This window comes from Ciceribacter sichuanensis (assembly GCF_024055605.1).
Lineage (GTDB): Bacteria > Pseudomonadota > Alphaproteobacteria > Rhizobiales > Rhizobiaceae > Allorhizobium > Allorhizobium sichuanense.
Genome location: NZ_JAMXLX010000001.1, coordinates 192,525 through 218,617 on the forward strand (window position 1 = coordinate 192,525; position 26,093 = coordinate 218,617).

22 protein-coding genes are annotated in these 26,093 nt (G+C 61.7%); 16 read left to right on the top strand and 6 right to left on the bottom strand.

Features of this window, described 5'->3' with window-relative positions:
- Window positions 1-63: 63 nt before the first annotated feature.
- Window positions 64-1,104 (top strand): tetraacyldisaccharide 4'-kinase, encoded by a 1,041-nt coding sequence (gene lpxK, locus NBH21_RS00860; protein WP_250912077.1) that lies wholly within the window; start codon window positions 64-66, stop codon window positions 1,102-1,104.
- Between the two features lie 13 nt (window positions 1,105-1,117).
- Here the strand turns inward: lpxK and NBH21_RS00865 are convergent, their stop codons facing one another.
- Window positions 1,118-1,348, bottom strand: coding sequence for a DUF2093 domain-containing protein (locus NBH21_RS00865; protein ID WP_099056842.1), 231 nt, complete (start codon window positions 1,346-1,348; stop codon window positions 1,118-1,120).
- An 86-nt stretch (window positions 1,349-1,434) separates the two neighbouring features.
- On the bottom strand, window positions 1,435-3,273 hold the full coding sequence (gene mutL, locus NBH21_RS00870) for a DNA mismatch repair endonuclease MutL (protein ID WP_250912078.1): 1,839 nt from the start codon (window positions 3,271-3,273) through the stop codon (window positions 1,435-1,437).
- Between the two features lie 443 nt (window positions 3,274-3,716).
- Here mutL and NBH21_RS00875 point away from each other — a divergent pair, with 443 nt between their 5' ends.
- Both NBH21_RS00875 and NBH21_RS00880 read left to right on the top strand, forming a co-directional pair.
- Window positions 3,717-5,420, top strand: coding sequence for a response regulator (locus tag NBH21_RS00875; protein ID WP_250912079.1), 1,704 nt, complete (start codon window positions 3,717-3,719; stop codon window positions 5,418-5,420).
- 127 nt (window positions 5,421-5,547) lie between these two features.
- A complete protein-coding gene (locus tag NBH21_RS00880; protein WP_250912080.1) occupies window positions 5,548-6,912 on the top strand; it encodes a putative bifunctional diguanylate cyclase/phosphodiesterase in 1,365 nt (454 codons plus the stop codon).
- A gap of 57 nt (window positions 6,913-6,969) precedes the next feature.
- Here NBH21_RS00880 and NBH21_RS00885 read toward each other — a convergent pair whose 3' ends face one another.
- Window positions 6,970-7,884 carry a LysR substrate-binding domain-containing protein gene (locus tag NBH21_RS00885; protein ID WP_250912081.1) on the bottom strand — a complete coding sequence of 305 codons (915 nt, stop codon included), beginning with the start codon at window positions 7,882-7,884 and terminating at the stop codon, window positions 6,970-6,972.
- 93 nt (window positions 7,885-7,977) lie between these two features.
- Between NBH21_RS00885 and NBH21_RS00890 the strand changes: the two genes are divergently transcribed.
- The 3 genes from NBH21_RS00890 to NBH21_RS00900 all read left to right on the top strand — a co-directional run bounded on the left by NBH21_RS00890 (window position 7,978) and on the right by NBH21_RS00900 (window position 12,686).
- Window positions 7,978-9,531, top strand: coding sequence for a trimethylamine methyltransferase family protein (locus tag NBH21_RS00890; RefSeq protein ID WP_250912082.1), 1,554 nt, complete (start codon window positions 7,978-7,980; stop codon window positions 9,529-9,531).
- A gap of 18 nt (window positions 9,532-9,549) precedes the next feature.
- On the top strand, window positions 9,550-11,592 hold the full coding sequence (locus NBH21_RS00895) for an NADH:flavin oxidoreductase (RefSeq protein ID WP_250912083.1): 2,043 nt from the start codon (window positions 9,550-9,552) through the stop codon (window positions 11,590-11,592).
- Between the two features lie 125 nt (window positions 11,593-11,717).
- Window positions 11,718-12,686, top strand: a complete 969-nt coding sequence (locus NBH21_RS00900; RefSeq protein WP_250912084.1) for a serine hydrolase domain-containing protein — start codon at window positions 11,718-11,720, stop codon at window positions 12,684-12,686.
- Between the two features lie 179 nt (window positions 12,687-12,865).
- Here NBH21_RS00900 and NBH21_RS00905 read toward each other — a convergent pair whose 3' ends face one another.
- On the bottom strand, window positions 12,866-13,390 hold the full coding sequence (locus NBH21_RS00905; protein WP_250912085.1) for a PRC-barrel domain-containing protein: 525 nt from the start codon (window positions 13,388-13,390) through the stop codon (window positions 12,866-12,868).
- Window positions 13,391-13,605: 215 nt separating this feature from the next.
- Complete coding sequence (locus tag NBH21_RS00910) at window positions 13,606-14,493, bottom strand: SMP-30/gluconolactonase/LRE family protein (protein ID WP_250912086.1); 888 nt, start codon at window positions 14,491-14,493, stop codon at window positions 13,606-13,608.
- A gap of 411 nt (window positions 14,494-14,904) precedes the next feature.
- Here NBH21_RS00910 and NBH21_RS00915 point away from each other — a divergent pair, with 411 nt between their 5' ends.
- The 3 genes from NBH21_RS00915 (at window position 14,905) to apbC (ending at window position 18,606) form a co-directional block, all read left to right on the top strand.
- Window positions 14,905-15,642 (top strand): helix-turn-helix transcriptional regulator, encoded by a 738-nt coding sequence (locus NBH21_RS00915; RefSeq protein ID WP_250912087.1) that lies wholly within the window; start codon window positions 14,905-14,907, stop codon window positions 15,640-15,642.
- A 190-nt stretch (window positions 15,643-15,832) separates the two neighbouring features.
- Window positions 15,833-17,059, top strand: a complete 1,227-nt coding sequence (locus NBH21_RS00920) for a CmpA/NrtA family ABC transporter substrate-binding protein (protein ID WP_250912088.1) — start codon at window positions 15,833-15,835, stop codon at window positions 17,057-17,059.
- Window positions 17,060-17,445: 386 nt separating this feature from the next.
- Window positions 17,446-18,606: an iron-sulfur cluster carrier protein ApbC gene (gene apbC, locus NBH21_RS00925; protein ID WP_250912089.1), complete on the top strand. Its 1,161-nt coding sequence runs from the start codon at window positions 17,446-17,448 to the stop codon at window positions 18,604-18,606.
- Between the two features lie 107 nt (window positions 18,607-18,713).
- On the opposite strand, the gene NBH21_RS00930 is transcribed toward apbC, so the two are convergent.
- Window positions 18,714-19,184, bottom strand: a complete 471-nt coding sequence (locus NBH21_RS00930) for an Hsp20/alpha crystallin family protein (protein ID WP_250912090.1) — start codon at window positions 19,182-19,184, stop codon at window positions 18,714-18,716.
- Window positions 19,185-19,424: 240 nt separating this feature from the next.
- Between NBH21_RS00930 and NBH21_RS00935 the strand changes: the two genes are divergently transcribed.
- The 7 genes from NBH21_RS00935 (at window position 19,425) to NBH21_RS00965 (ending at window position 26,091) form a co-directional block, all read left to right on the top strand.
- On the top strand, window positions 19,425-20,402 hold the full coding sequence (locus tag NBH21_RS00935) for a magnesium transporter CorA family protein (protein ID WP_250912091.1): 978 nt from the start codon (window positions 19,425-19,427) through the stop codon (window positions 20,400-20,402).
- A gap of 16 nt (window positions 20,403-20,418) precedes the next feature.
- Window positions 20,419-22,320: a potassium transporter Kup gene (locus tag NBH21_RS00940; protein WP_250912092.1), complete on the top strand. Its 1,902-nt coding sequence runs from the start codon at window positions 20,419-20,421 to the stop codon at window positions 22,318-22,320.
- Between the two features lie 158 nt (window positions 22,321-22,478).
- Window positions 22,479-23,651, top strand: coding sequence for a cell wall hydrolase (locus tag NBH21_RS00945; RefSeq protein ID WP_425340365.1), 1,173 nt, complete (start codon window positions 22,479-22,481; stop codon window positions 23,649-23,651).
- A 289-nt stretch (window positions 23,652-23,940) separates the two neighbouring features.
- On the top strand, window positions 23,941-24,303 hold the full coding sequence (locus NBH21_RS00950) for an AtpZ/AtpI family protein (RefSeq protein ID WP_250912094.1): 363 nt from the start codon (window positions 23,941-23,943) through the stop codon (window positions 24,301-24,303).
- Window positions 24,304-24,368: 65 nt separating this feature from the next.
- The gene (locus NBH21_RS00955) at window positions 24,369-25,121 is read left to right on the top strand and encodes a F0F1 ATP synthase subunit A (RefSeq protein WP_250912095.1); all 753 of its coding nucleotides are present in this window, start codon (window positions 24,369-24,371) and stop codon (window positions 25,119-25,121) included.
- 70 nt (window positions 25,122-25,191) lie between these two features.
- Window positions 25,192-25,419 carry a F0F1 ATP synthase subunit C gene (locus NBH21_RS00960; protein ID WP_046796018.1) on the top strand — a complete coding sequence of 76 codons (228 nt, stop codon included), beginning with the start codon at window positions 25,192-25,194 and terminating at the stop codon, window positions 25,417-25,419.
- Window positions 25,420-25,500: 81 nt separating this feature from the next.
- Window positions 25,501-26,091: a F0F1 ATP synthase subunit B gene (locus NBH21_RS00965; protein WP_250912096.1), complete on the top strand. Its 591-nt coding sequence runs from the start codon at window positions 25,501-25,503 to the stop codon at window positions 26,089-26,091.
- Window positions 26,092-26,093 lie beyond the last annotated feature (2 nt).

Sequence of the window (26,093 nt, forward strand, 5' to 3'; positions counted from 1 at the left end):
GCGCTTTCTTGGCCGCGGATATGGCCGTGGGGACGGTCGGGGAGAAGAGGGGAACGCGCGGCCATGGTATCGGATGCCCCGCCATTCTGGTGGACGAAAGCCGACTGGCGGGCCTGGGGCCTTTTGCCTTTCTCCTTCATCTATGGACGGGTGGCGGGCTGGCGAATGGGCCGCAAGCGCCGCCATGCCCCCCCGGTTCCCGTCGTCTGCGTCGGCAATTTCACGGTTGGCGGCGCCGGCAAGACGCCGACCGCGCTGACGCTCGCGCGCGCGGCCAAGGCCAAGGGATTGAAACCCGGTTTTCTCAGCCGCGGTTATGGCGGCTCCCTCGATGTCACCACCGTCGTCGATACCCATCACCACAGGGCCGGCGATGTCGGAGACGAGCCGCTGCTGCTGGCTCAGGAAGCGTTGACCGTCATCTCCCGCCGTCGTGTCGCCGGGGCCGAGAGGCTGGTGAAGGAAGGCGCGGATATCATCATCATGGATGATGGTTTCCAGAGCGCCCGGCTGGTGGTCGATTTCGCCCTGGTGGTGATCGATACGGTGCGCGGCATCGGCAATGGCCACCTCGTGCCGAGCGGTCCGGTGCGCGCGCCGATCACGATCCAGATGCGCCATCTCGACGCAATCCTGAAAGTGGGCAATGGCAATGCCGCCGACCGGCTGGTGCGTCAGGCTGCGCGCGCGGGCAAGGCGGTCATGGTCGCTGCCCTGAAGCCGAAGGGCGATGCGGGTCTCGCCGGCAAGCGCGTGCTGGCATTCGCCGGCATAGCCGACCCCTTCAAGTTCCAGCGCACGCTCGAAGGTCTGGGTGCCGTCGTTGCCGAGTTGCGGCCTTTCCCCGATCACCATCACCTGACCGACGACGAGGTTGATGCTCTGTTGGCCGATGCGGACAAGCAGGGGCTGCTGCTGGCGACGACTGCGAAGGATATCGTCCGGCTTGCGGGCGGCCACGGACGGTCGGCCGAACTTGCCGGCCGATGCCATGTGGTCGAGGTGGAGATGGCCTTCGACGACCCGCAGGCCCCGGCCTATGTGCTCGATCGTGCGATCGAGGCCTGCCGGGCGCGCAAGCTGAAGGAAAAGAGCAAGGCTTGAAGAAGAGGCGGGATCAGCGCTTCTGGTTCGGCAGTGCGCCGGCGCGCTTTTCCGCTTCCAGCGAGGCGGTAGCATCGACATAGGGTTCCTGGCGCGCGACGCTCCAGTACTTCAGTTCGTCGATCAGGATATGCTTTCCGGTAACCGCACAGACGACGTAGGACCCCGGCGACAGGATCTGAAAGTCGGCATCGAGGTAGCGGATCTTCGCCTCGCGGTTTCCGTTGCCTTCGAAACGGTTCATGGGTGGTCTCCTGCGCCTTTCACGAAACTGCAATAACGCGCCCTCCCACCAATTTCCAGAGCAAATAAAAGGATGTGTGCTGTAGATCAGCTGCGGCCGAACAACCGCTCGATGTCGGTGAGCTTGAGTTCGACATAGGTCGGCCGCCCGTGATTGCATTGGCCGGAGCCGGGCGTGGCTTCCATCTGCCTCAGCAGCGCGTTCATTTCCTCTACCCGCAACTGCCTGCCGGACCGCACCGAACCGTGGCAGGCCATGGTGGCCGCGACATGCTCCAGCTTGGCCGAAAGCCCCTGCGCCGTGTCCCATTCGGCGATCTCGTCGGCAAGATCGCGAACCATGCCTGCGACGTCCATTTCGCCAAGCATGGCGGGCGTTTCGCGCACTGCGACGGCACCGGGGCCGAAACGCTCGATGGCGAGCCCGAGCTGTTCGAGCGCTACGGCATGGGTCATCAGCCGGTTGCAGTCTTCTTCCGGCAGGTCGACGATCTCGGGAATGAGAAGCCCCTGTGAAGGAAGCCGCCGGCCGGTCAGCGCCTTGCGCATCTGCTCGAACACCAGCCGCTCATGGGCCGCATGCTGGTCGACGATCACCAGCCCGTCCTCTGTCTGGGCGACGATGTAGTTGGCATGAACCTGCGCCCGCGCCGCGCCAAGCGGGTAGGACGGAGCCGCTGCTTCAGCGCGCACATCAGGTCCGGGAGCCGCAGCAGCAGGCGCCTCGGCCCGTGCGGTCGGCAGGTTCATTGCTGCGAAGGCCGGCTGCTGCACGGTTTCGTTGAAGCCAGCGGTCGAAGCGGCTGCCGGACTGAATGGTCGGCTCGGCGAATTCGAAAAGCTCCAGCCGCCGGATGGTGAGGGGGCAGCGGTAGCGGCAGGGTTGAAGCCCGGACGGAAGGCACGCAGCATGCCGCCGCCACCGGTGGTCGAGGCGCGGTCGCCTTCACGCCGCATGGCGTCACGGATCGCCCCAACGATCAGGCCGCGCACAAGCCCCGGATCGCGGAACCGGACATCGGATTTCGCCGGATGGACGTTGACGTCGACCAGCGCCGGGTCGAGTTCCAGAGAAAGCACCGCCACCGGATAGCGACCCTGCGGAATGGTTTCCGCATAGGCGCCGCGAATGGCGGAGAGGATCTGCTTGTCCTGCACCGGTCGCCCGTTGACGAAGGCATATTGATGGGCGGAATTGCCGCGGTTGAAGGTTGGCACACCGGCAAAGCCTCCGAGCCGGACATCCTCGCGCTCGGCGTCGAGTTCGATGGCGTTGTCGCGGAAATCGCTGCCGAGTACCTGCGCGATCCGGGCGAGGCGATCATCGCCGGTGGCGGGAAATTCGAGCGTCGTCCGGTCCGTGCCCGAGAGCACGAAGCGGATCGCGGGAAAGGCGATGGCCATGCGCTTGACGATCTCGGTGATTGCGCCGGCCTCGGCCTTTTCCGTCTTCAGGAATTTGAGGCGGGCGGGCGTGGCGAAGAACAGGTCGCGTACCTCGACCGTCGTGCCCGGATTGGCCGGTGCCGGCCTGACGGGCGAGACCTTGCCGCCGACGACGGCCACTTCCGAGCCTTCCGCGCCGCCTGGCAGACGGCTGGTAATGGTCAGTTTTGCGACCGAGCCGATCGAGGGCAGTGCCTCGCCACGAAAGCCGAGCGAATGGATATCGAACAGCGAGTCCTTGAGCTTCGAGGTGCAGTGCCGGCGGATCGAAAGCTCGAGATCCTCCGCGCTCATGCCGCAGCCGTTGTCGATCACGCGCAACAGGCTCTTGCCGCCGCCGGCCGTGGCGATTTCGATACGGCTTGCTCCGGCGTCGATGGCGTTCTCGATCAGTTCCTTCGCGGCACTGGCCGGTCTTTCGATGACCTCGCCGGCGGCGATCTGGTTGATGAGGGTTTCTGAGAGCTGCTTGATGACCATCGGTCCATTTTCCGGGATTCGGGCTGGCGAGGAAAGGGCCAACTGCATCTATCAGACTGAAAGTGGCGCACTCTGGGCAGATCCATTAATCCCGCCTTAAGGGACTGCCGATAGCATGGTTATGGCTTGAAATGTTTTGTATTGGCATTGTCGGTTTACCGGCAGGGGTGGAGACGGTGGCCGGACCGTTTTCGGATTTCATCCTCGTTTTGCCGCCTCAGGCGAATCCCCGGCATGTTCTGCGTGTGCAACGGCTGCATGATTGCGTGAATTCGGAAACGATTGAACGAGAAATTTGTGGAGCAGGACAAGGTGTTACAGCGCCCTCGGTGCCTCTGTCGGGGTTAAAGGTGCTGTCTGGACAATAGCGATCGGACACCGGCAGGTGTCCGGTTCTTTGAGGCGGTAGTGTGAAAGAGTTTGCACCGGGCCCGGACAATGAAATGTCGGGCAGAAACGCAGGGATGGGGGGCGAGGACGAACGGGCTGCGGCGTTGCAGGCCGCCATGCTCGATGCCGTGTCCGATGCGATAGGTGCCGCGCTGATCGTCTATGATCGCAACGACCAGCTCGTCTATGTCAGCCGCACCGTCGGCAATTATCTTCCCGTGACGTCGCAGGTGACCCGTCCCGGAACCCGGTTGAGGGATTTTCTCGGCGCCGTCTACGATGGCGGCGGACGCGACCGCATGTCAGCCGGCGAGGGTAGCGCCGCGACCCGCGAGGAGTGGATCGCCGAGCAGATTTCCGTTCATTGGCGGGAGCGTTTCGATACCCAACGCCGCGACGCCAAGAATCGCTGGGCGCGCTTTTCCAAGCGCCGCCTCTCTTCCGGCTACGGTATCTGCATCATCAGTGACATCTCGGAGCAGAAGAAGCGCGAGGAACAGTGGCGCGCCGATGTCGAACGGGTGCAACTGACCGAGGAGATCCTCGATAACCTTCCGCATCCGGTCTTCGTGCAGGATCGTAATCTCAGCGTCGTCGCCGTCAACAAGTCGTTCTGCAGCCGGACGGATGCTCGCGCGGAAAGCGTTCTCGGCGGGGCGCTCAACGAGATCTTCACCGGAGACCTCGGCGCAAAGCTCGACCGTGCCACTCGCCACGTTCTGGAAACCGGAGCATCGGCCGCAATCCTGACGGAGCTTCCTTCGGACCCCGCCGGCGAGCGGACCGTGGTGCGAAGCCAGCGTGTCGGCAAGCCGGGCCGCTATTTCATCGTCACCAGCTTCGAGGCGGCCTCCGCCCAGTTCTCCACCGATACGGTGGGAGGGCCATCTTCCGACAATACCGTCGTGACTTCGTCCGCATCCTATACCGTGTTGCCTGAGAACGAATGCCTTCGCTTCGAGGCGGAGGTGGCGAAGCTTGCCGGGCGCAAGGCGCTCATCGTCACCATGGATCTCGACTTCGAGGCGAAAAGCCTGAAGACGCTGGAGCGTCTTGGTATTGACGTCTGCTGCGTGCGCAATGCCACGGAGGAAGACGCCTTCCTGACCGTGGCGCGTTCCGTCGGGGTGACGATCGATCTGATGGTCGTCGATACGCAGATGGATGTGAAGTGCCTGGAACTTGCGCTCGAGGAAGGGATCTCGACGATCACGCTGGATGGTTTCCAGCTCGATACGGAACTGGCGTTCCTCGTTCTGAACAAGCTGGCGGCCAGGGACGACAAGCAGGCAGCAGCTGCAGACGATTGGGAAATCACCACTACCGAAGCCGAACCGCTGGCCCCGGCAGTTCCGTCGCGCGAGCGTTCGCTCGTCCTCGTGGCCGAGGACAACGAGATCAACCAGATCGTCTTCTCCCAGATTCTGGAAGGGCTCGGCCATTCCTATCGCATCGCGCGCGATGGTGCGGAGGCCGTGCGTCTCTGGCAGGAGCTGAAGCCGGCCGTCGTCCTGATGGATATCACCCTGCCGGTGATGAACGGCTTCGAAGCTTGCCGGAAAATCCGCGAGCTGGCGGACGGTCCAGCAGGCATGACGCCGGTCATCGGTGTGCTGGTGCAGGCTTTCGATCGTGACCGGGAAGAGTGCATGGTCGCGGGCATGAACGACGTCATCCTCAAGCCGCTGAGCCCCGATGCGGTCGATGCCGTTCTGAAACGGCATGTTCCGGCTCTGCAGGCCGTGGCCGCTGGCTGAGAAAACGATGTCAACCCCCTAAATAATGGACGACAACCTGTAGCCAAGCTGCGGGAATTGCTAGAATTTTTTTAATGTTTGGCGCTCATCTTCGGCAGTGTGAAAGGAACCCTCTCAGGAACAGCCGATGGGTCAAGCCGATACAGCCACGCCGCCGCAGCTAGGCCAGAACGAGCTTCAGGCAATGGCCTATACGGACCAGTTGACCGGGCTCGGCAATCGCTATCGCCTGCGTGACAAGGTGCGGCTTCTCGCCTCCGAGCGTGCCGCCGATCCCGCGCCGTTTACGGTCGGCATCGTCAATCTGGACGGGTTCAAGCCGATAAACGATCTCTTCGGTTCTGTCGCCGGCGACGAAATCCTTTGCCAGGTGGCGCATCGGCTGAAGGCCTGCGTGCCCGATGGTGCGACCGTCACGCGTCATGACGGAGACGAATTCGCCATCATCCTGCCGCTGATCTTCGAGCGTATCAGCGCCGAACGAACCGGCCAGATGATCAAGGACGTCCTCTCTGCGCCCTACGATCTCGGTGACCGCAACGTCCGCCTCTCGGCCTCGCTCGGCTTTGCCGTCTATCCCTTTGCCGGTGCCGATTTCGAGGAACTGATGAAGAGTGCCGAAACGGCGCTCTATCGTTCCAAGCGCCGCGGCCGCGGCCAGATCACGGTCTACTCGCGGGAAATCGCCCAGGAGATGAAGCGCGCCACGCAGCTTGAACAGGCGCTGCGCAATGCCATCATCGCCGATACCGTCGACGTGCATTTCCAGCCGATCGTTCGTCTCGCCGACAACCGCGTCGTGGGCTTCGAGGCTTTGGCTCGCTGGAACGATGCCGATCTCGGTTTCGTCTCGCCCGCCGTCTTCGTGCCGCTTGCGGAAGAACGCGGCTTCATCGACACGCTGTCCGAAACCCTTCTGCGCAAGGCGGCGGAAGCAACGCTCGCCTGGCCGCGCGAGCTCTTCCTTTCGTTCAATCTCTCCTCGGCCCAGCTTATGGATCCGCGGACCACGCTCAACACGCTGTCGATCCTGAACAGCGTGGGTTTCGATCCGCGCCGGCTGGAACTGGAAATCACCGAAACGGCCGTCATGGGTTGCGCCGATACTGCGCATCGCATCTTCAGCGAATTGCGCGATTTCGGCATCAAGATCTCTCTCGACGATTTCGGCACGGGCCAGTCGAGCCTCGGACGTCTTCGCGATTTCACCTTCGACAAGGTCAAGATCGACCGGGCCTTCGTTTCCGCCATCACCACCGACCGCACCTCGGAGCATATCATCAAGGCCATCGTCACCATGTGCGAGGGCCTCGATCTCGAAGTGGTCGCCGAAGGTATCGAGACGGTTGCCGAAGCAGACAGGCTGCGGGCGCTCGGCTGCGGCATGGGGCAGGGCTATTTCTTCGGCAAACCCGCCGATGCGGCGGCCACCCTGCGTTATCTGAGCGAACATCACCACGAATTCGCGCTGGTTGACCGGGCTTCTTCCTGAAACGTTTCAGTCGAAAGTGCCGCGTAAACGGTATGATTGGATCTTACGTGGCGTTCCTCACCTGACACCTTCCCCTTCCGCCAGCAACCAGTCCCGCACTCTGGTCGCAGATGCATTGAGTTCCCGCGAGCGCGGCCACACGACATAGAAGGCCTGGTCGGTCACCAGCGCATGCCGACCGACCTGCAGCAGTTGGCCTGAGCGCACCTGCCCCTCGATCAGATGGTTCCAGCCGAGCGCGATGCCTTCACCGGCAAGCACCGCCTGAATCACCAGAACGTAATCGTTGATCGCCAGCCGCCGTCCCTTCGGCGCATAGTCGATGCCGGCGCTCGCAAACCATTCCGGCCAATTGCATGCCTGCCTTACCGGCTCTTCGAGCCAGATCAGCCGGTGCCGAGTCAGGTCTTCGGGGCTCTCCGCCGGGCCGTTCTGCTCGATGAAGGCGGGGCTTGCCACGGCGGTGACGATCTCCGGCGCGAGCAGGGCGGCGTGGTAACGCGGCCAGTCCTTCGGATCGCCGCCACGCACGCCGAGCGGAATAGCCTCCTCTTCCAGATCGAGGTCGCGCACGCTGGTCTGGATGCGCAGGTCGATATCGGGCAGGTCTTCCCGAAGTCTCGCCAGCCGCGGCAGCATCCACATCGACGCGAAGGCAGTCGAGGCGGCGAGCGTCACGTTCACCTCACGGCCCTTGGCGCGAATGTCTTCGGCCGAACGTTCGATCCGTGAAAGGCCGGCGACGACGTCGGCATGAAAGCGTTCGCCCGCCTCCGTCAGCCGGGCGGAACGATGCAGACGCTGGAACAGGGTAACGCCCAGCTGTTCCTCGAGCGCACGAACCGCATAGGAGACGGCGGCCTGGGACATGCCCAGTTCTTCTGCCGCGCGGGTAAAGTTCTCATGCCGGCCCGCGGCCTCGAAGACCACGAGCGAGTTGGCGGACGGCAGCAGACGGCGAAATCGACTCATAAGTTGAGCTTATCGCAAGTCGCGGTTTTTTCCAGCATCACAATAGTTTTGATCGCGGCTAGCCTTCGCTCCAGCAAGAGGGAGAAAACGATTATGACCGGTGAGACGCTGGAACTGGATCGCAGGGAGCGCCGTACGCGCGGCAACAGGCCGGCGCGGCGGGAAGGAGGCGGCACTCCATCGCTGAAGGTGCCGTTCATCCGGCGCAACATTCCGACCTATGACATTCTTTCGGAGGAGAACCTCGTTCGTATCGAGCAGACGGCGGATCGCATTCTCGCCGAGGTCGGTATCGAGTTTCGCGACGATCCGGTCGCGCTCGATCACTGGAGGCGGGCGGGGGCGGAGATCGACGGCGTTCGCGTCCGCTTCGAACCGGGCATGCTGCGGGAGGCGGTGTCGACGGCTCCCGCAACCTTCACCCAGCATGCGCGCAATCCGGCAAACAATGTCGAGATCGGCGGCAGCAGCGTCGTCTTTTCGCCGGCCTACGGCTCGCCCTTCGTCATGGACCTCGACAATGGCCGCCGCTACGGCACGATCGAGGATTTCCGCAGCCTCATCAAGCTCGCCCAGTCCAGTCCATGGCTGCACCATTCCGGCGGCACCATCTGCGAACCGGTCGACCTGCCGGTCAACAAGCGGCATCTGGAGATGGTCTACAGCCATATCAAATATTCCGACCGTGCGTTCATGGGCTCGGTGACGGCGGAGGAGCGGGCGGAAGAATCGATCGAGATGGCGCGCATCCTGTTCGGCGCCGATTTCGTCGATCAAAACTGCGTCATTCTCGGCAATGTCAACGTCAACTCGCCGCTCGTATGGGACGGCACCATGACCAAGGCGCTCCGGGCCTATGCCCGCGCCAACCAGGCAGCCGTCATCGTGCCCTTTATCCTCGGCGGGGCCATGGGGCCGGTCACCAATGCCGGCGCGATCGCCCAGTCCTATGCCGAAACGCTGGCGGGCTGCGCGCTGACCCAGCTGGAGCGCAAGGGGGCACCGGTGATCTTCGGCAACTTCCTCTCCTCCATGTCGCTGCGTTCGGGTTCTCCCACCTTCGGCACGCCGGAACCGGCAATCGGCTCCATGGTCATCGGCCAGCTTGCCCGCCGGCTGAAACTGCCGCTGCGCTGTGCGGGGAATTTCTCCAATTCCAAGCTGCCGGATGCTCAAGCCATGCAGGAGGGCGCGATGTCGATGCTGTCGGCGGTCCATTGCGGCGCCAACTTCATCCTGCACTCGGCCGGCTTCGTCGATGGCCTGCTGTCCATGTCCTACGAGAAGTTCGTCATGGATACGGATTTCTGCGGCGCGCTGCATGCCTACATGGCCGGCGTCGTGGTCGATGACAATACGCTCGCCATGGATGCCTTTCTGGAAGTCGGACCCGGCAGCCACTTCCTTGGTTCGGCCCACACCATGCGCAACTACCAGACGGCGTTCTGGGATAGTGCCGTCTCCGACAACGAGCCGTTTGAAAAATGGGCAGAGGCCGGATCGACCGACATGGCGACCCGCGCAAACAAGCAGTGGAAGAAGACGCTTGCCGAATATCAAGCGCCGCCTCTGGACCTCGCCATTGACGAAGCACTGCGCGACTATGTCGAACGGAACATGCGCGCCAAACCCGACGCCTGGTATTGAAACTGGACAGACATCATCATGGATTTATCGAAAGACCCTTTGCTCCAGCCGTTTCAGCTCAAGCATCTGACCCTCAAGAACCGCATAATGTCGACGGCGCACGAACCTGCCTATTCGGATGCCGGCATGCCGGGCGAACGCTACCGCCTGTATCACGTCGAAAAGGCGAAGGGCGGCATCGCACTGACCATGACGGCCGGTTCGGCAAGCGTCAGCCGGGATTCCCCTCCGGCCTTCGGCAACCTGCTGGCGTGGAAGGACGAGATCGTTCCGCACCTGAAGCGGCTGGCGGATGACTGTCATAGCTACGGGACGGCGGTGATGATCCAGCTGACCCATCTCGGCCGTCGCACCAACTGGAACAAGGGCGACTGGCTGCCGGTTCTCTCGCCGTCGCCGATCCGCGAACCCGCCCACCGGCATTTTCCGAAAGAGATCGAGGATTGGGATATCGAGCGCATCGTGGAGGACTACGCCTCCGCCGCGCAGAGAATGCAGGCCGCCGGTCTCGACGGAATCGAGTTCGAGGCCTACGGCCATCTCATGGACGGTTTCTGGTCTCCGGCGACAAACCGCCGCGAGGACGAGTTCGGCGGCAGTCTCGAAAACCGCATGCGTTTTTCCAACATGGTCATCGACGCCGTGCGCAAGGCGACAGGCCCGGATTTCATCGTCGGCATCCGCATGGTCGCCGATGAGGATTGGGACAAGGGCCTGTCGAAGGAGGAGGGCGTGGAGATCGCCCGCCGTCTCGCCGGTTCGGGAAAGATCGATTTCCTCAACATCATACGTGGTCATATCGAGCATGATGCAGCGCTGAACAACGTCATCCCGATCCAGGGCATGGCGGCTTCGCCGCATCTCGATTTCGCCGGAGAGGTGAGGGCGGCGACCAAGTTCCCGGTCTTCCATGCGGCCCGTATCGCCGATGTCGCGACCGCCCGTCATGCGATTGCCGAAGGCAAGCTCGACATGGTCGGCATGACGCGCGCCCACATCGCCGATCCGCATATCGTTCGCAAGATCGTCGAGGGCAGGGAGCAGCAGATACGCCCCTGCGTCGGCGCGACCTACTGTCTCGACCGCATCTATGAAGGCGGCGAGGCGCTCTGTATTCACAATGCGGCGACGAGCCGCGAGGCGCTCATTCCCCATGAATTGCCGAAGGCCGAGAAGCCGCGCAAGGCGGTGGTGATCGGTGCCGGCCCTGCCGGGCTTGAGGCTGCCCGCGTGCTCGCCGAACGCGGACACGCCGTCGAGGTTCTGGAAGCAACCAGCGAAGCCGGCGGACAGATCAACCTGATGGTCCGCAATCCTCGCCGCAAGGAAATGATCGGCATCGTCGACTGGCGTCTCGCCGAACTGGAGCGGCTCGGCGTTCCGATCCGCTACAATACCTATGCCTCGGCCGAGGACGTGCTGGCGCTGTCGCCGGATCTCGTTGTCGTCGCCACGGGCGGTATCGCCCAGTCGCCCGAACTGGAGGCTGGTGACGATCTCGTCGTGTCGAGCTGGGATATCCTTGCCGGCGCGGTGAAGCCGGAAGGACCGGTCCTGTTGTTCGATGACAATGGCGGGCATCAGGGAATGAGCGCAGCTGAGGTGATCGCCAATATCGGGGTGGAGCTGGAAATCGTCTCGCCGGAACGCTTCTTCGCCCCTGAAATGGGCGGCATGAACCATGTGCCCTATGCCAAGACCTTTGCCGAAAAGAACGTGCGCGTCACGATCAATACGCGGCTTGCTTCGGTCCGCCGCGATGGCAACGGCCTCGTTGCTACGCTCGGCTCGGATTTTTCGCCTGTCACGGTGGAGCGGCGCGTGGCTCAGGTGGTGGTAGAGCATGGCACCATGGCGAACGCGGATCTCTATCTGGAGCTCAAGCCGCTCTCGCGCAATCGCGGCGCAGTCGACTATCCGGCCCTCATTGCCCGGCAATCGCTGCTGCCGGTGAAGGACGAAAGTGCTGCCTTCGATCTCATCCGCATCGGCGATGCCATCGAAAGCCGCAATATTCATGCGGCGATCTATGATGCGCTGCGCTATTGTAGCCTTCTTTGACAGCGTGAGGTCACGCTGGGTCTCTGGGGGAGAGTGGTATGGAAGGCGGGTTTCGCGGATCTGAAAGGACTGCCGGGGATGTCTCCGGCGGAAAATCCGATGCGGTGACCCGTCTGGAAGCGTTGATGGCACAGGAGCCGGCCGCCATGACGGTGGCGGTTTATGAAAACGGCGTGTTGACGGGGATCGCGTCCCCGGCAGCCGTCGGGTTGTCGCTCGACGCTTCCTCTCCTATGCGCAGCGCCAGCAACACCAAGACCTTCGTTGCCGCGACCGTTCTTTCGATGTGGGAGGCCGGCGAACTCGATCTGGACGATCCGGTCGGCGCAAGGGCAAGCGCGCCGATTGCCGATATTCTCCGCAGTGGCGGCTATGATCTCGACCGGATCACCATCCGGCATCTGCTCAATCATTCCGCCGGCCTGCACGACCATGCCGACGACAGCTTCCTCGACCTGATCCTGGAAGAGCCTGAAAGACGCTGGACCCGCGAGGAGCAGGCCCGGCTTTGCATGACGCGAGGTGGGCCGCACAGCCCGGCTGGAACCCGGTTCCGCTACTCGGATACCGGTTATATCGTGCTGGGCGATATCATCGAAACCCGGCTCGGCCAGCCGCTTGCCGCGGTGGTTCGTCAGCGTATGGGCTTCGATGGTCTCGGCCTGTCCTCGACATGGTGGGAAGCGATGGAGCCGGCCCCGGACGGCGTGTCGCTCGAGGGGCGGCAGTTCTTCCGCAAGAAGGACGTGTTCCGCTTCGATCCGACGATGGACGTCTATGGCGGGGGTGGGCTTGTCATGTCGGCTGCCGATCTGGCGAAAGCCATGGCTGCGATCTTCGAAGGGCGTGTGTTTCGACGTGAAGCGACGCTTTCGGAAATGCTGAAGCCCGAGCCGCACGAGGGAGGGGCGGATTACCGGCTCGGTATCTTCGCCAGCGGCGAAGGCGAGAGACGCTTTTTCTGGCACATCGGTTTCTGGGGCTCTGCTGCCTACTATCAGCCGGAGCGGGGGCTTTCCGTCGCCGGTTATACCTCGCGGCGCGACGACCGCTCGCGCCTGATGTCGCTTATCGAAAACGGGATGATGGGTTAGAGCAATTCCAGCAAAAGTGGGAACCGGTTTTGCGTCCGGAATTGCGTGAAACCAAAGAGATAGAGCATTGGAGGCGATTCTGTTATCGCCGGAAATGCTATAGAACCCGAACGTGCCCATGAAAAAGGCGGCGCCAGCGGCGCCGCCCATCGGTCGTTTCGCACGTATCTCGTTCCGGGTTACTGATTAACCGTCGACGAGGTGGTGGTGCGGTCGAGGGGTTTGAATTCCGGCGCGGCCTTCAGGCTTTCCGCCGTTTCGGTCGTCGTCAGGCGAACCTCGTTCTTTGCCGTGTCGTGGGTGACGGTGATCTTGTCCATCGGCACGGCGACATCCTTTTCGCCCACGCCGAGGAACCCACCGACACCGATCACGGCAGCGACGATGCCGCCTTTTTCCTCGATGATCAGGTCGTTGATGTCGCCGATGGTTTCATCGCCTGCCGTGTGGACCGACTGGCCGATGAAATCGTTGGCGCTGATCTGCGTCGTGCTCTGCTGTGTCAGATATCCACCCGTGGCTGCGGCGCTGGTGTCGGACGGCACCATTGCGCCGGCAGACGGCGCCGTGCCGCTTTCAGCCGGGGCGGGCATTGTCGGCGATGCCGGAGCGGGGCTGGTGGCGTCCTGTGCGTAAGCAAAAGGTGCAATTGCGGTGGAGCCAAGCAGCACGGCTGCGGCGAAGGTGTTGAGGGTCTTCTTCATGATGGACCTACCTTTCCTCTCAGATGGTCTTGGCGACCGTCGCGACTGCCGATGAAGTCAGGGCATCGCGTCGGTTCGAGAGGAAAATGTCTGGGGGGCCCAATCGTTCCCATTGAAATTGCAGCTAAATTTTTCGAAATTCAGGGAACAATCGACACGGGCGACGGTTCGCGCGCCCGTGTCAGGCCCGTGTCAGGCTCATGATGAGGCCGGATTCAGAGGCGGAAACGGGGGGCATGCTGCCCCTTGACCGCAACGCCCAGTTCGAACGTAGCCCCGCACAGGGCGTCCGCGTTGCGGGCCGAATCGTCGAGCCCTTCCCAGCAGGATGTCACCATCAGCCGGTCGGCGTCGGGGCCGAAGAAGGCCGGGCAGGTCACTCGCTTCGCCGGCATTTCATAGCGGGCGATGTGGTGTCCCTCGGCGTCATAGCGGTCAACCGCGCCGCCATCCCAGCGGGCGTTCCAGATGGTGCCCTCGGCATCGACCACAGAGCCATCGAACACACCTTCGCGGCCGGTTCCATCGATCAGCACGCTCGGCGTCCCGGTCGGCAGGCCGGTTTCGGCATCGACATCGACCCGCATCAGCTTGTTGACCTTCGAATCGACGAAATAGCCGATCTTGCCGTCCGGCGAGAAACAGATGGAGTTCGGAATGCTGATCTTGTCGAAGATCCGCGTCACCTTGTTGCCGGCGACGTGATAGATGGCGCCCGCGCCATCGGCGGCAGTCTTGCCCATGGTGCCGATCCACAGGGTACCCGAGGGATGAACCCGGCCGTCATTAGAGCGGTTGCCCGGCCGGTCGGGCTCGAGTTCGACAAAGGGGGTGAGTTTGCCGCTTGCGCGATCGCGCAGGAAAAGCCCGGTGTCGCTGGCAATGAGCTGGCGGTTTTCATCGATGACGGCGAGAACGCTGCCCATGAACGGCAAATCGTGGCGGGTTGCCGTGTTGGTGGCCAGTTCGAGCGACCAGAGCGCCTTGCCCAGAATGTCGAACCACCAGAGTGTGTCGCTCTGTTGATCGTAAACCGGGCCTTCTCCGAGTTCGAGCCGGTGATCGACCAGCACGTTTCCTGCAAACGAATGATGTGATGGCACGCACTTTTCTCCCTGATTCCAGACAGCCTATAGGCAATGCGGAATCCTTGTCCTTGTTTGACAGGGGTTTACGGTAAAATAAAGCTGGCTTCTGGACTAGCCCGCGCTTCTGCGGCTAAGCTTGATAACGGTGGGTAAGGCGGATTCGTCTGCACATTGATTCACGTGCCGTTCTTCGGAATTCGCTTTATTCCGGATAAAAAATCTACGACGCGCAAGGTGCAATTTTAACGAGCCGCTTTCAGGGGAGACATCAAGAGCCTTCACGGGCGGGCTGATGTCGTTTTCTGCATGCCGGTTTGCCCGGCCTGGCCTCCGGTCGCCGCTCTTTCGTTCCGAAGGAAGCCGGCTGTCTAAGGAGAGCAATTTGTCTTTTTCATATTCTTGGAGTCATTCGAAGAAATATTTGCCATGACAGCGATTGAAACCGATGCTTCCGAGCGAGTAGCTGCCTACGTTGCCGAGATCGGTAGCTTCAAGACGCAGTTCGATGTCTTCCGTTTCATGAAACGGCTGACCGAATCCTACGGCGCGCGAGCCTTCATGGTTCTCAACATGCCGTCGCCCACGTCTCTCGATCTTTCCAGCAATTCGATCATTACCAACTGGCCGGCCGACCTGCTGACCGAATACGATCAGACGCCGCTTCTTTCCAGCAGCCCACTGCTTGGACGTCTGCGGACCTCCACTACGCCCTTCACCTACGATATCGAGCATGTGAGCAAGCAGCGCGATCCCCGGACGATGGAGATTTCTCACGCGTTGTTCAACCGCTTCAGGATGACACGCGGCGCGTTCTTTCCAGCCCACGATGCATCCGGCATTCGCGGCGCGGTCTCCTTCTGCGGCGACCGGACGACGTTTTCCGCGGCCGAGATGATGGAGTTGATGTTTCTCTCCATCCATATCTACAATCGTCTTGCCGAGATCCGCGATCTCGACAATCGCGCCACCGACATGCTCACCGAGCGCGAGATCGACTGCCTCAACTGGACTGCGGCGGGCAAGACCAGCGTCGAGATTGCCGAAATTCTCGGTCTTTCCGAGCACACGATCAATCACTACCTCAACCGCGCAACGAAGAAGCTCGATACGGTGAACCGCACGCAGGCGGTCGCCAAAGCCCTGAGGCTCGGTCTGATCAAGTAGTCGCCCGACCGGCCTCGTTTCATCGGCATAGCGTTTGGGTCATTGCGCTGGAATTGCTTTTCGGCAAGAAATGCATGCATGCCGATCACGCGAGGAAAGAGACTGAAATCAACGGGATTGATGGCTTGCCGGTTTCCGGCCCGCCGGGCGGGCGGGTGTCGCGGCTTTAAGGCGGGGAGCAGGTAGCGCCATGCCGAGCCGGCCAGAGATCGTCCTCGGCTTCCTGCCGCTTTTGGACAGCGCGATCCTGATCGCCGCCCTGGAAAAGGGTTTCGCCGGTGACGAAGGCGTGAAACTCACGCTGGTCCGGGAGAACTCTTGGGAGAAAATTCGCGAGGGGGTCGCCACCGGCCGCTTTCAGGGCGCACACATGCCGGCACCCATGCCGATTGCCTGCAATATCGCCCTGGTGCCGATGGAGGTGCCGCTGGTCGCGCCGATGGCACTCGGCCTCGGCGGCAATGCCATCACCGTTTCAGCGTCGCTTTATCGCCGCATGCTCGATGCCGGGATGACGGCGGATCTCGATCCGCGTCGGGCCGGCGACGCGCTGAAAACGGTTGTCAACGGCCGCGGGCAAGCCAGAGAGCCGAGGTTGCGGTTCGCCGTCGCCCACCGCCTGTCCTGCTGTCACTACGAGTTGAAATACTGGCTGGCCGCTTGCGGGATCGATCCCATGGTCGACGTGGAAATCGTGGCGCTACCTGCCGGCCTGATCGGCGATGCGCTGGAGCAGGGCAATCTCGATGGCTGCTGTCTCGCCGAGCCATGGAACAGTCGCTTCGTCGCGCGCGATCAGGGGCGGATCGTGACCCTGAAGTCGGCTCTCTGGGCATCGAGCCCCGGCAAGGTGCTCGGCATGTCCCAGAGATGGAGCGAGGACAACCGCCGGGAACTGGAGGGATTGCTCCGCGCGCTCTATCGGGCCGCGCAGTGGTGCGCCAATACGGAAAACATCGAGGAACTCGCCGGCATTCTCGCTGCCCCTCAATATCTCGCGCTGGGTGGCGAGTTGTTGCTTCCCGCCCTCACCGGGCTGCTGCCCGTGGCCCCGCACAAGGTCGTCGAGGTAGGCGACGTGCTGCTGTTCGAGGGGAGGGCGGCAACCTTCCCGTGGCAGAGCCATGCCCTGTGGTTCTACAGCCAGATGGTGCGGTGGGCCGACTGTCGCCACACGCTGCTCTCCATGGCCGTCGCGCGTGACAGTTACCGGCCGGATATCTACAGGCAGGCGTTGAAGCCTGTCTTTGCGCCGCTGCCGGGGGCGAACCTCAAGGTGGAGGGCGCGTTGGCCTCACCGCAATATGTCGGCGTTTCCAGGGGGCGGTTGGAGCTTGGACCTGACGGCTTCTTCGACGGCAAGACCTTCGATCCGGACCGTTTTGACGACTATCTGGCGACACAGGCAGCAGGGTGAATGCTGCTTTTTTGTGCCTTGCAACACGCTGTCGCTCATTCTTCGGGCATATCATTGTGCAGTCGTATTCTGCGCTGCAACTGTCGCTTTCGACCTATGCTTATGAAATTTATGTGAAAGTTTCTGTGAATGAAAACTGGCACGGTTTCTGCATCGCAATATGCAAGTCCAGAGGGGACGCTGCAACGCACCCACGAAGGTGCTGCAAGGACAAGCCGCTGTCGATAGTGCCATGGTCGGGCACGGTCTGACGGCGGCTTTTCCGTTTTTGGCAGGCGCTCTGGATAATGTGCCACATCCTCTTTTGCGCTTCCGTTGTCGTTTGCCGGTTGGCGAAGGCTGTACGGTCGATTATCTACGCTTCATGAAAGCTTAGAGAGGATGGCATGACCGAACTCACCAGAGATCAGGTTCTGGAAACCCTGAAGACCGTCCGCGGCCCGGATCTCGACCGCAACATCGTGGAACTCGGCATGGTGTCCGATGTCTTCATTTCCGACGCCAAGGTGTATTTCTCCATCACCGTTCCGGCTGAACGTGCCAACGAACTGGAGCCCTTGCGCCAGGCGGCCGAACGCGCGGTGAAGTCCATGCCCGGCGTGAAGGGAGCTCTGGTAAGCCTCACCGCGGAAAAGAAGCCCGGCGCGCCGTCGGCGGCTCCGGCTCCCGTCCGCGTATCGGGCCAAGGGCATTCCCATACTCACCCCCACGCTCCGGCGCCAAGCGCTCCGCAGCGTCCGGCCAAACAGAACATTCCCGGCATCGCCTCGATCATTGCGGTTGCCTCCGGCAAGGGTGGCGTCGGCAAATCGACGACGGCTGTCAATCTCGCGCTGGCGCTGAAGGCGAACGGCCTGAAGGTCGGCATTCTCGACGCGGATGTCTACGGCCCCTCCATGCCGCGGCTGCTCGGCATCACGGGACGCCCGCAGCAGATCGAGAACCGGATCATCGTGCCGATGGAAAACTATGGCATCAAAGTGATGTCGATGGGCTTCCTCGTCGACGAGGGCACGGCCATGATCTGGCGTGGCCCGATGGTCCAGTCGGCGCTGATGCAGATGCTGCGCGAGGTCGCCTGGGGCGATCTCGACGTGCTGGTGGTCGACATGCCGCCGGGTACGGGCGATGCACAGCTGACCATGGCCCAGCAGGTACCGCTGACCGGCGCGGTCGTCGTCTCGACGCCGCAGGATCTGGCGCTCATCGACGCCCGCAAGGGTCTCAACATGTTCAATAAGGTCGAGGTTCCGGTTCTCGGCATCGTCGAGAACATGAGCTACTTTATCGCGCCCGATACCGGCGCGCGCTACGATATCTTCGGTCACGGCGGCGCAAAGGCCGAAGCCGAAAGGATCGGCGTGCCGTTCCTTGGAGAGGTACCGCTGACGATTGCCATCCGCGAAACTTCGGATGCCGGCACCCCGGTCGTGGTCTCCGATCCGGAAGGCCCGCAGGCCAAGGTGTACCGGCAGATCGCCGAGAAGGTCTGGCTGGGCGTGCAGTCGGCTTCGGGTCGCGTCGCGCCATCGATCGTTTTCGAATAAGGCTCTGGAAAAGCAAAACCGGCCGCCGTTGTGAAACGGCAGCCGGTTTTCGAACTCAACCGCCGCCCCCAGGCGGATAGGGGCGGCGGGATAACGCGATCTATTTGTTATTTCTCGATCGCGATCTTGCGCTCCGCGGGAGCCGTGCCCGGCTTCTTCGGCAGTGTTACGGTCAGGACGCCATTGTCGAACCGGGCCGATATGGCTGCCTCATCGACGCTGGACGGCAGGCGCATCGAGCGCTGGAAACTGCCATACCGTCGTTCCACGACATGGTAGTTGTCCTTGTCGTCCTTCTTTTCCATCTTCTTTTCGCCCTTCAGGCTGAGAACTCCGTTCTGGATGGAAAGGTCGACGTCCTGTTCGGTGATTCCCGGCAATTCGGCGGTCAGTGTGATTGCGCTGTCGTTTTCGGCAACATCGATCAAGGGCGCGATGAATTTCTCGCCCTCGGAGCCGCTGAGCAGGTTTCGCTTGCCGAAAAAGCTTTCAAGTGCCTGGTCCATTTCCTTTCGCAAGCCGGCGAAGGGAATATCGGACCATAGACCGGGAAGAAAATTCGATGATTTCTCGTTCATCACATCCTCCATGATAAAACCCCAGCCTCCCATGGGGAAAAAGACTATGGGAGGAAGATGGCATTGCTTTGATTCAGATCAATCTTGCCCTCATGGGTTGTTGACCTTTTTGGGCTGCTGACAGGGGCCTGTGCCCGTCGTAAGGTGCGCACGAGAAATCTCGCTTGCAATTCTTGCGGAAGCGGTGTTTGTCTCGCCGGCCGAAACGGACCTTGGGGGCGCTATGAAAGTGTCTACAATTTGATCAGAGCCTATCACGTGGATGGAAGGGCCGAGGTCATCCAGGCCGCCGAGCCGCGAGATGCGCTCGAAGCGGATATACTGTGGCTTGATCTTGTACACCCCGACCTTGCCGAAGAAGCATTGGTGGAGCGCCTGCTGGCTGTACCCCTGCCGACACGGGAAGACCTGAAGGACATTGAACCGTCGAGTCGACTTTATGTCGAGGACGGAGGCATTTATATGACCGCCTCGCTCGTCTGGCGGGCGGAAAACCCGCTTGCGGAGTTGACCGACATCGCCTTCATCCTCGCGGGAAACCGACTCATCACCATCCGCTATGCCGAACCCCGTGCCTTCGCGCTCTTCAGCGCGGCGCTCCTGCGCATGCCCGGAAAGTACCGCACCGGCTCGGAACTGATGGCGCGCCTGCTCGAAACGATCGTGGACCGCACGGCGGAAGTTCTCGAAATCGGCGTCGCGCGACTCGATGAGCTTTCCGCCACCGTCTTCGTCGACCGCAAGGTTGCCAAGCGCCGCCCGCCGCGTTTCCTTGAGGACAAGCTGATGGACATCGCAAGCCATCATCGCCTGGTCAGCAAGGCGCGCGACAGTCTTGTCTCGCTCTCAAGGCTGCTGGCCTTCCTGCGATCCCTGCCGAAAGTTCGGGAGGACCGCGAAGCGGAAGAACTGTGCGGCATCGTTGCCCACGACATCCAGTCGCTGTCGGAACATGCCGCTTTCGTCTCGAACAACATCACCTTCCTGCTCGATGCGTCGCTCGGCCTGATCAATGTCGAGCAGAACGCCATCATCAAGATCTTCTCGATCGCGTCCGTGGTCTTCTTGCCGCCCACGCTCGTCGCTTCTATCTATGGAATGAATTTCCAGTTCATGCCGGAACTGGCATGGACCTACGGCTATGCCCTCGCCCTCTTGGCGATGCTGCTGTCCGCCATCATCCCCTTCTTGTTTTTCCGATGGAAAGGCTGGCTCTGACGAGCCTGATTGCCCCATGACCCAGGAAACCTGCGAAGATCCGCAACAGAGCAAGGGCTGGAAGAATCTTTTCCTACTGGCGCTTGGCTCGGTCGGTGTCGTCTATGGCGATATCGGCACGAGCCCGCTCTATGCGTTTCGCGAAGCACTGAAGCCGATCGGCCACGACGGTATCACGCGCGTTGAAATCATCGGTCTCATCTCGCTCATCATCTGGGCGCTGACGATCATCGTCACCATCAAATACGTACTCTTCCTGCTGCGCGCGGATAACGAGGGCGAGGGCGGCACGCTGTCACTGCTGGCCCTCCTGTCCAAGAACGCCGGCGGGCATAGCGCCGTCCTGATGGTTCTCGGCCTGATCGGTGCCGCGCTCTTCCTCGGCGATTCGATGATTACGCCGGCCCTTTCCGTCCTGTCGGCGGTGGAGGGTCTGAAGCTCGTCGCGCCCGATCTCCAGAGTTACATCGTGCCGATTTCCGTCGGTATCCTGATTGGCCTGTTCGCTGTACAATCCCATGGCACGGGGGCCGTGGCCAATTTCTTCGGCCCGATCACTGCCATCTGGTTCATCGTCATGGCGGCTGGCGGCGTCCTTCACATAGCCGACGACTTTACCATCCTCACTTCCTTTAATCCGTGGTACGCCGTCGACTTCATGCTGCGCGAGAAGTTTCTGGGCGTCGTCGTGCTGGGTGCGGTCTTCCTGACGGTGACGGGTGCTGAGGCGCTCTATGCGGACCTCGGGCATTTCGGTCGTCGCCCGATCCAGTGGGCATGGTTCGTGCTGATCTTCCCGGCGCTGGTGCTGAACTATCTCGGTCAGGGCGCCCTTGTGCTCAAGCATCCGGAGACCGCCTCCGATCCGTTCTTTCTGATGTTCCCGGAATGGGCGCTGCTGCCCGTCGTCATTCTGGCGACGGCGGCCACCATCATCGCCAGCCAGGCCGTGATCACCGGCGCCTTCTCGCTGGTGCGTCAGGCGATCCACCTCGGCTTCCTGCCGCGCATGCAGATCATGTTCACCTCCGAAACCCATACGGGCCAGATCTATCTGCCGTCGGTAAATGCGCTGCTGCTCTTCGGCGTTCTCGCTCTCGTGCTGCTGTTCGGCAGTTCCGAGGCGCTTGCCACGGCCTATGGTATTTCCGTCACCGGCGCGATGGTGGTCACCACCATCATGGCCTTCGAATTCGTCCGCACCCGCTGGAGATGGTCGCCGGCGCTGGCAACGGTCGTGCTGCTGCCGCTCCTGGCACTGGAACTCGTCTTCCTCGGCGCCAACATGCTGAAGATCCACGACGGCGGTTATGTGCCGGTGCTGTTTGCCGCGGGCTTCACCGTCGTGATGTGGACCTGGCGTCGGGGTACGTCGATCCTGTTCGCCAAGACGCGTCATGCCGACGTGCCGCTGCAGCCCTTTATCGCCTCCGTCGAGAAGAAGAGCGAGCATGCGCCGGTTGCCGTTCCGGGTACCGCGATCTTCCTGACCAGCGATCCGGAAACCGCACCCGCCGCACTCCTGCACAATCTGAAGCACAACCATGTGCTCCACGAGCGCAACATCATCCTGACCATCAGGACGGTGAACCGTCCGCGCGCCACCCCGGCCGAACGCTTCGTGGTGGAAAACCTGTCCGAACGTTTCAGTCGCGTGGAAATCCGCTTCGGCTTCATGGAAACCCAGAACGTCTCGAAGGCCCTTGCCAGCCTTCGCCGTGGCGGCCTGAAGTTCGACATCATGTCGACCTCCTTCTATCTCGGCCGGCGCAAGCTGGTACCCGACGCCAAGTCCGGCATGCCTTACTGGCAGGACAGGCTCTACATCTCGCTCGCCAATACTGCGGCCGATCCCTCGGACTATTTCCGCCTTCCGGCCAACCGCGTGGTCGAACTCGGTTCCCATGTGATCATCTGAGCGATCCGCTCCGATCACGAAAATGTCAGGCCGCCGGGCGCTTCCGGCGGCCTTTTTGTCTTGTGGCAGGCCTTGCCGGTCGGGACCGTTAACCAAGCATCAAGGTTAATGGGAGATGTTTTTCTAATGTAACCGAGTTCACGTCCGGAGTACCGGTTTTGCGTTCGAAAAGCCGTTTCTTGAAGCTGTCCCGTTCCCGTTTCGATGCCTGGGCCTCGCCCGTCGTCTTCGGTCTGGTTTCCTGGCTCGCATTCCCGTCGGTCGCGGCGCAGGGCGATCTTGCCGGACTGATCTCCGGATTGGACACCGGCTCCGCCAACTGGCGCGTGGTCTTGACACCTTCTCCCGCCGGGTCCCTGCATCAGGCCGAACTTGCCTTCGCGGGCGGCGATGGGTCATCCGCGCTTTCCGAAGAAAGCGGCATGCTCTTGCCGGATGGCCGGAAGATCGCGTTCGACGGAGGCAAGAAGGTTGCCGATCCCCGGCCGGATGAGGATCGGGTGACCCGTGACCTGAAGAAAGGTCGTGTCGTCGCCATCGAGCCGATGCTGCCGCCCAAGGCCTTCACCGCCGGTTCCGTTCTGAAGCGCACCAGTTCCCTGCTCGAACCGCGCAAGCGTTCGTCCGAAGAATCGGCCTTCGTCAAGCCGAAGGGCAAGCCGGTCGAGCTCGCCAGCTTCTATTTCAAGAAGAAAGAACCGAAATACGATCCCGGCGTGCCGAACATGCTGGCCGGCCTTGTGACCAATCGTGATGCCGACGTGCTGGCGACGGCTTACGCCCCGTCCGATCCCGATTATGCAAAGGTCTCGCCCTTTGACGCCATCCTGAAGAAGGATCCGGAGCAGGGACGTTTCGTGCCCAGGATCGGGCCGGGCGATCATGCATGGGCAGCGAGCGTTCTGCCGCCGTCGGTGTTCTCCGCCCGCGAACAGCAGTGCCTGGCTTCCGGCATCTATTTCGAGGCGCGCGGAGAATCGGTGAAGGGGCAGGCGGCCGTCGCTCAGGTGATTCTGAACCGTGTTCGCAATCCGGCCTATCCGGACAGCATCTGCGGCGTGGTCTACCAGAACGAGGACTGGCGCAATCGTTGCCAGTTTTCCTTCGCCTGCGACAACATCAAGGACCGGGTGAACTCGCAATATCACTGGAAGGTGGCCCGCGAAGTGGCGCTTGCCGTCACAGCCGGCAAGATCTGGCTGAACGAAGTGGGGTCCGCCACCCATTATCATGCCGTCTATGTGAAACCGGGCTGGGCCCGCACCATGAAGAAGGTCGGCCGGATCGGCCTGCATGTCTTCTATCGCACCTATGGCGGCGGCTGGAGCTGAGCATCCCGCAGCCGGGCGCCATTTGTGTCCGCCCGGCGACCGATTCCGCGGCGAAGTGACCCGGTTTGATCGCCGTCATGCCGCCTGAATCGGCGCCTGCGACTTAAGTCTATGATTTTCCCCGGTTAATTTGTGGTGAAACTTGGGTCTTCAATGCCTTGACTATGGGGGCACTCAAAATTATGGTGCGGCCGACTTCAGAACGGGCCGGAGGGGTGTTTTCCTGCCGTTTCTTGTGTTCCTGGCAGGCCAATCGCTTGCCTGAATCGGAGAGCGGACGGAGGAAGCCATGAAGGGTGACGATCAGAAAGGTCTGGAAGAGCGTCGCAAGCGACTTGCCGCCGAACTGGCGAAGCGGGGAGCCGAGGCGAGGGGTGACGAAGCCGCGGAGCAGAGTGCCGAGCAAAGCCGGAAAGGCTATGCCCAGGCGATGAAGCTTTCGAGCGAATTCATTTCCGCCATCGTTGTCGGTGCCATCCTTGGCTATCTCATCGACCGTTTTGTCGGCACGGCGCCGTGGGGCATGATTGTTTTGCTGCTTCTCGGTTTCTGTGCCGGTGTGTTGAACGTGCTTCGTTCGGCGGGCGTCGTATCGACGCCTCAGTCGGCGGAACGCGGTGGGCAGACGAAGAATGGGCGTGACGACGGCTGAAGGTCGTTCAAGCGCAAGTCAGGCAGATCCCCGTCAAGGCGGGCTAAAGCGAAAGAGACCATAAGGTGTCAAACGATCCGACTCATCAGTTCCTGATCCAGAAGATTGTGCCGATCGAACTCGGCGGAATTGATTTTTCGTTCACCAATGCGTCGCTCTTCATGGTTGCGACCGTCGCTTGCGCTTCGGGCTTCCTGTATTTCTCGACTTCGAACCGCGGCCTGATCCCGGGTCGTGCGCAGTCGGTCGCGGAAATGTCCTATGAATTCATCGCCTCGATGCTGCGCGAAGGCGCCGGCAGCCACGGCATGAAGTTCTTCCCCATGGTTTTCTCGCTGTTCATGTTCGTGCTGACCGCGAACCTGCTTGGCATGATGCCCTACTTCTTCACCGTCACCTCGCAGATCATCGTTACCTTTGCGCTGGCGCTGTTCGTCATCGGTACGGTTCTCGTCTACGGTTTCTACAAGCACGGTTTTCACTTCCTGCAGATCTTCGTGCCGAGCGGTGTTCCCGGCGCGCTTCTGCCGCTGGTCGTGATCATTGAAATCATTTCGTTCCTGTCGCGTCCGATTTCGCTTTCCGTGCGTCTGTTCGCAAACATGCTGGCCGGACACATCACGCTTAAGGTTTTCGCGGGCTTCGTCGCCTCGCTGGGTGCGCTCGGCGCGGTCGGCATCGGTGGCGCGATACTGCCTCTCATCATGACCGTCGCCCTGACTGGTCTCGAGTTCCTCGTCGCCTTCCTGCAGGCTTACGTCTTCGCGGTACTGACTTGCATGTACCTCAACGACGCAATTCACCCCGGCGGGCACTAAGGATAACCGACATTGGCGTCAGTCAGGCGTCAGTCATTCGCCGCAACAACCATCTCGAAGGAGTTCATTCATGGAAGCGGAAGCAGCAAAGTTCATCGGCGCAGGTTTGGCTTGCTTTGGCATGGCCGGCACGGCTCTGGGCCTCGGCAACATCTTCGGCAACTACCTGTCGGGCGCACTGCGCAACCCGTCTGCCGCTGACAGCCAGTTCGGCCGTCTGGTATTCGGCTTCGCCGTTACGGAAGCTCTGGGCATCTTCTCGCTGCTCATCGCTCTCCTCCTCCTGTTCGCCGTCTGATAACGGCCGCAGTTTGGGATCACGGCGCGCCGATCGGCGTCCGTGATCCTTGAGCATTTGAGAGTACACCTGGAGGTGAGCATGTTTGTGACCCCCGCCTATGCCGAAGACGTACCGGCAGAGGGCCAGACCCACACGGAGACCGGCGTTCCCGGCGAAGCGGGTCATGGTGGCGGCGTATTCCCGCCATTCGACCAGACGACCTATCCGTCTCAGCTTCTGTGGCTGGTGATCACGTTCGGCCTTTTCTACGTGCTCATGCAGAAGGTCATCGTGCCGCGCGTTGGTGGCATTCTGGAAAACCGTCATGATCGAATTGCGCAGGATCTGGACGAAGCCTCGCGGCTGAAGTCCGAGTCTGATGCCGCGATCGAAACCTACGAGCGCGAACTCAGCGCCGCCAAGGCAAAGGCCGGCCAGATAGCCGGTTCCGCCCGCGACGCCGCCAAGGCAAAGGCCGATGCAGATCGCGCCGCTGTCGAGGCTGAACTCGCAGGCAAGCTTGCGGCAGCCGAAACCCGCATCGGTGAGATCAAGGCCAAGGCGTTTGCCGAAGTCGACACGATCGCCGTCGATACGGTCGGTGCCATCGTGGAGCAGCTCGTCGGCGCCAAGGCAACCGCGGCCGACATCAAGGCTGCCGTCAGCGCCGCAGCCAAGCAGGGGGCATGATC

What these genes read in the sequence shown, in the direction of transcription:
- NBH21_RS00905 (WP_250912085.1), bottom strand. Translation starts at nt 13,390, where the DNA reads ATGAAGAAGACCCTCAACACCTTCGCCGCAGCCGTGCTGCTTGGCTCC.
- NBH21_RS00865 (WP_099056842.1), bottom strand. Translation starts at nt 1,348, where the DNA reads ATGAACCGTTTCGAAGGCAACGGAAACCGCGAGGCGAAGATCCGCTAC.
- NBH21_RS00960 (WP_046796018.1), top strand. Translation starts at nt 25,192, where the DNA reads ATGGAAGCGGAAGCAGCAAAGTTCATCGGCGCAGGTTTGGCTTGCTTT.
- lpxK (WP_250912077.1), top strand. Translation starts at nt 64, where the DNA reads ATGGTATCGGATGCCCCGCCATTCTGGTGGACGAAAGCCGACTGGCGG.
- NBH21_RS00895 (WP_250912083.1), top strand. Translation starts at nt 9,550, where the DNA reads ATGGATTTATCGAAAGACCCTTTGCTCCAGCCGTTTCAGCTCAAGCAT.
- NBH21_RS00875 (WP_250912079.1), top strand. Translation starts at nt 3,717, where the DNA reads ATGTCGGGCAGAAACGCAGGGATGGGGGGCGAGGACGAACGGGCTGCG.
- NBH21_RS00880 (WP_250912080.1), top strand. Translation starts at nt 5,548, where the DNA reads ATGGGTCAAGCCGATACAGCCACGCCGCCGCAGCTAGGCCAGAACGAG.
- NBH21_RS00965 (WP_250912096.1), top strand. Translation starts at nt 25,501, where the DNA reads ATGTTTGTGACCCCCGCCTATGCCGAAGACGTACCGGCAGAGGGCCAG.
- apbC (WP_250912089.1), top strand. Translation starts at nt 17,446, where the DNA reads ATGACCGAACTCACCAGAGATCAGGTTCTGGAAACCCTGAAGACCGTC.
- NBH21_RS00920 (WP_250912088.1), top strand. Translation starts at nt 15,833, where the DNA reads ATGCCGAGCCGGCCAGAGATCGTCCTCGGCTTCCTGCCGCTTTTGGAC.
- NBH21_RS00915 (WP_250912087.1), top strand. Translation starts at nt 14,905, where the DNA reads ATGACAGCGATTGAAACCGATGCTTCCGAGCGAGTAGCTGCCTACGTT.
- NBH21_RS00930 (WP_250912090.1), bottom strand. Translation starts at nt 19,184, where the DNA reads ATGAACGAGAAATCATCGAATTTTCTTCCCGGTCTATGGTCCGATATT.
- NBH21_RS00900 (WP_250912084.1), top strand. Translation starts at nt 11,718, where the DNA reads ATGGCACAGGAGCCGGCCGCCATGACGGTGGCGGTTTATGAAAACGGC.
- NBH21_RS00885 (WP_250912081.1), bottom strand. Translation starts at nt 7,884, where the DNA reads ATGAGTCGATTTCGCCGTCTGCTGCCGTCCGCCAACTCGCTCGTGGTC.
- NBH21_RS00950 (WP_250912094.1), top strand. Translation starts at nt 23,941, where the DNA reads ATGAAGGGTGACGATCAGAAAGGTCTGGAAGAGCGTCGCAAGCGACTT.
- NBH21_RS00890 (WP_250912082.1), top strand. Translation starts at nt 7,978, where the DNA reads ATGACCGGTGAGACGCTGGAACTGGATCGCAGGGAGCGCCGTACGCGC.
- NBH21_RS00940 (WP_250912092.1), top strand. Translation starts at nt 20,419, where the DNA reads ATGACCCAGGAAACCTGCGAAGATCCGCAACAGAGCAAGGGCTGGAAG.
- mutL (WP_250912078.1), bottom strand. Translation starts at nt 3,273, where the DNA reads ATGGTCATCAAGCAGCTCTCAGAAACCCTCATCAACCAGATCGCCGCC.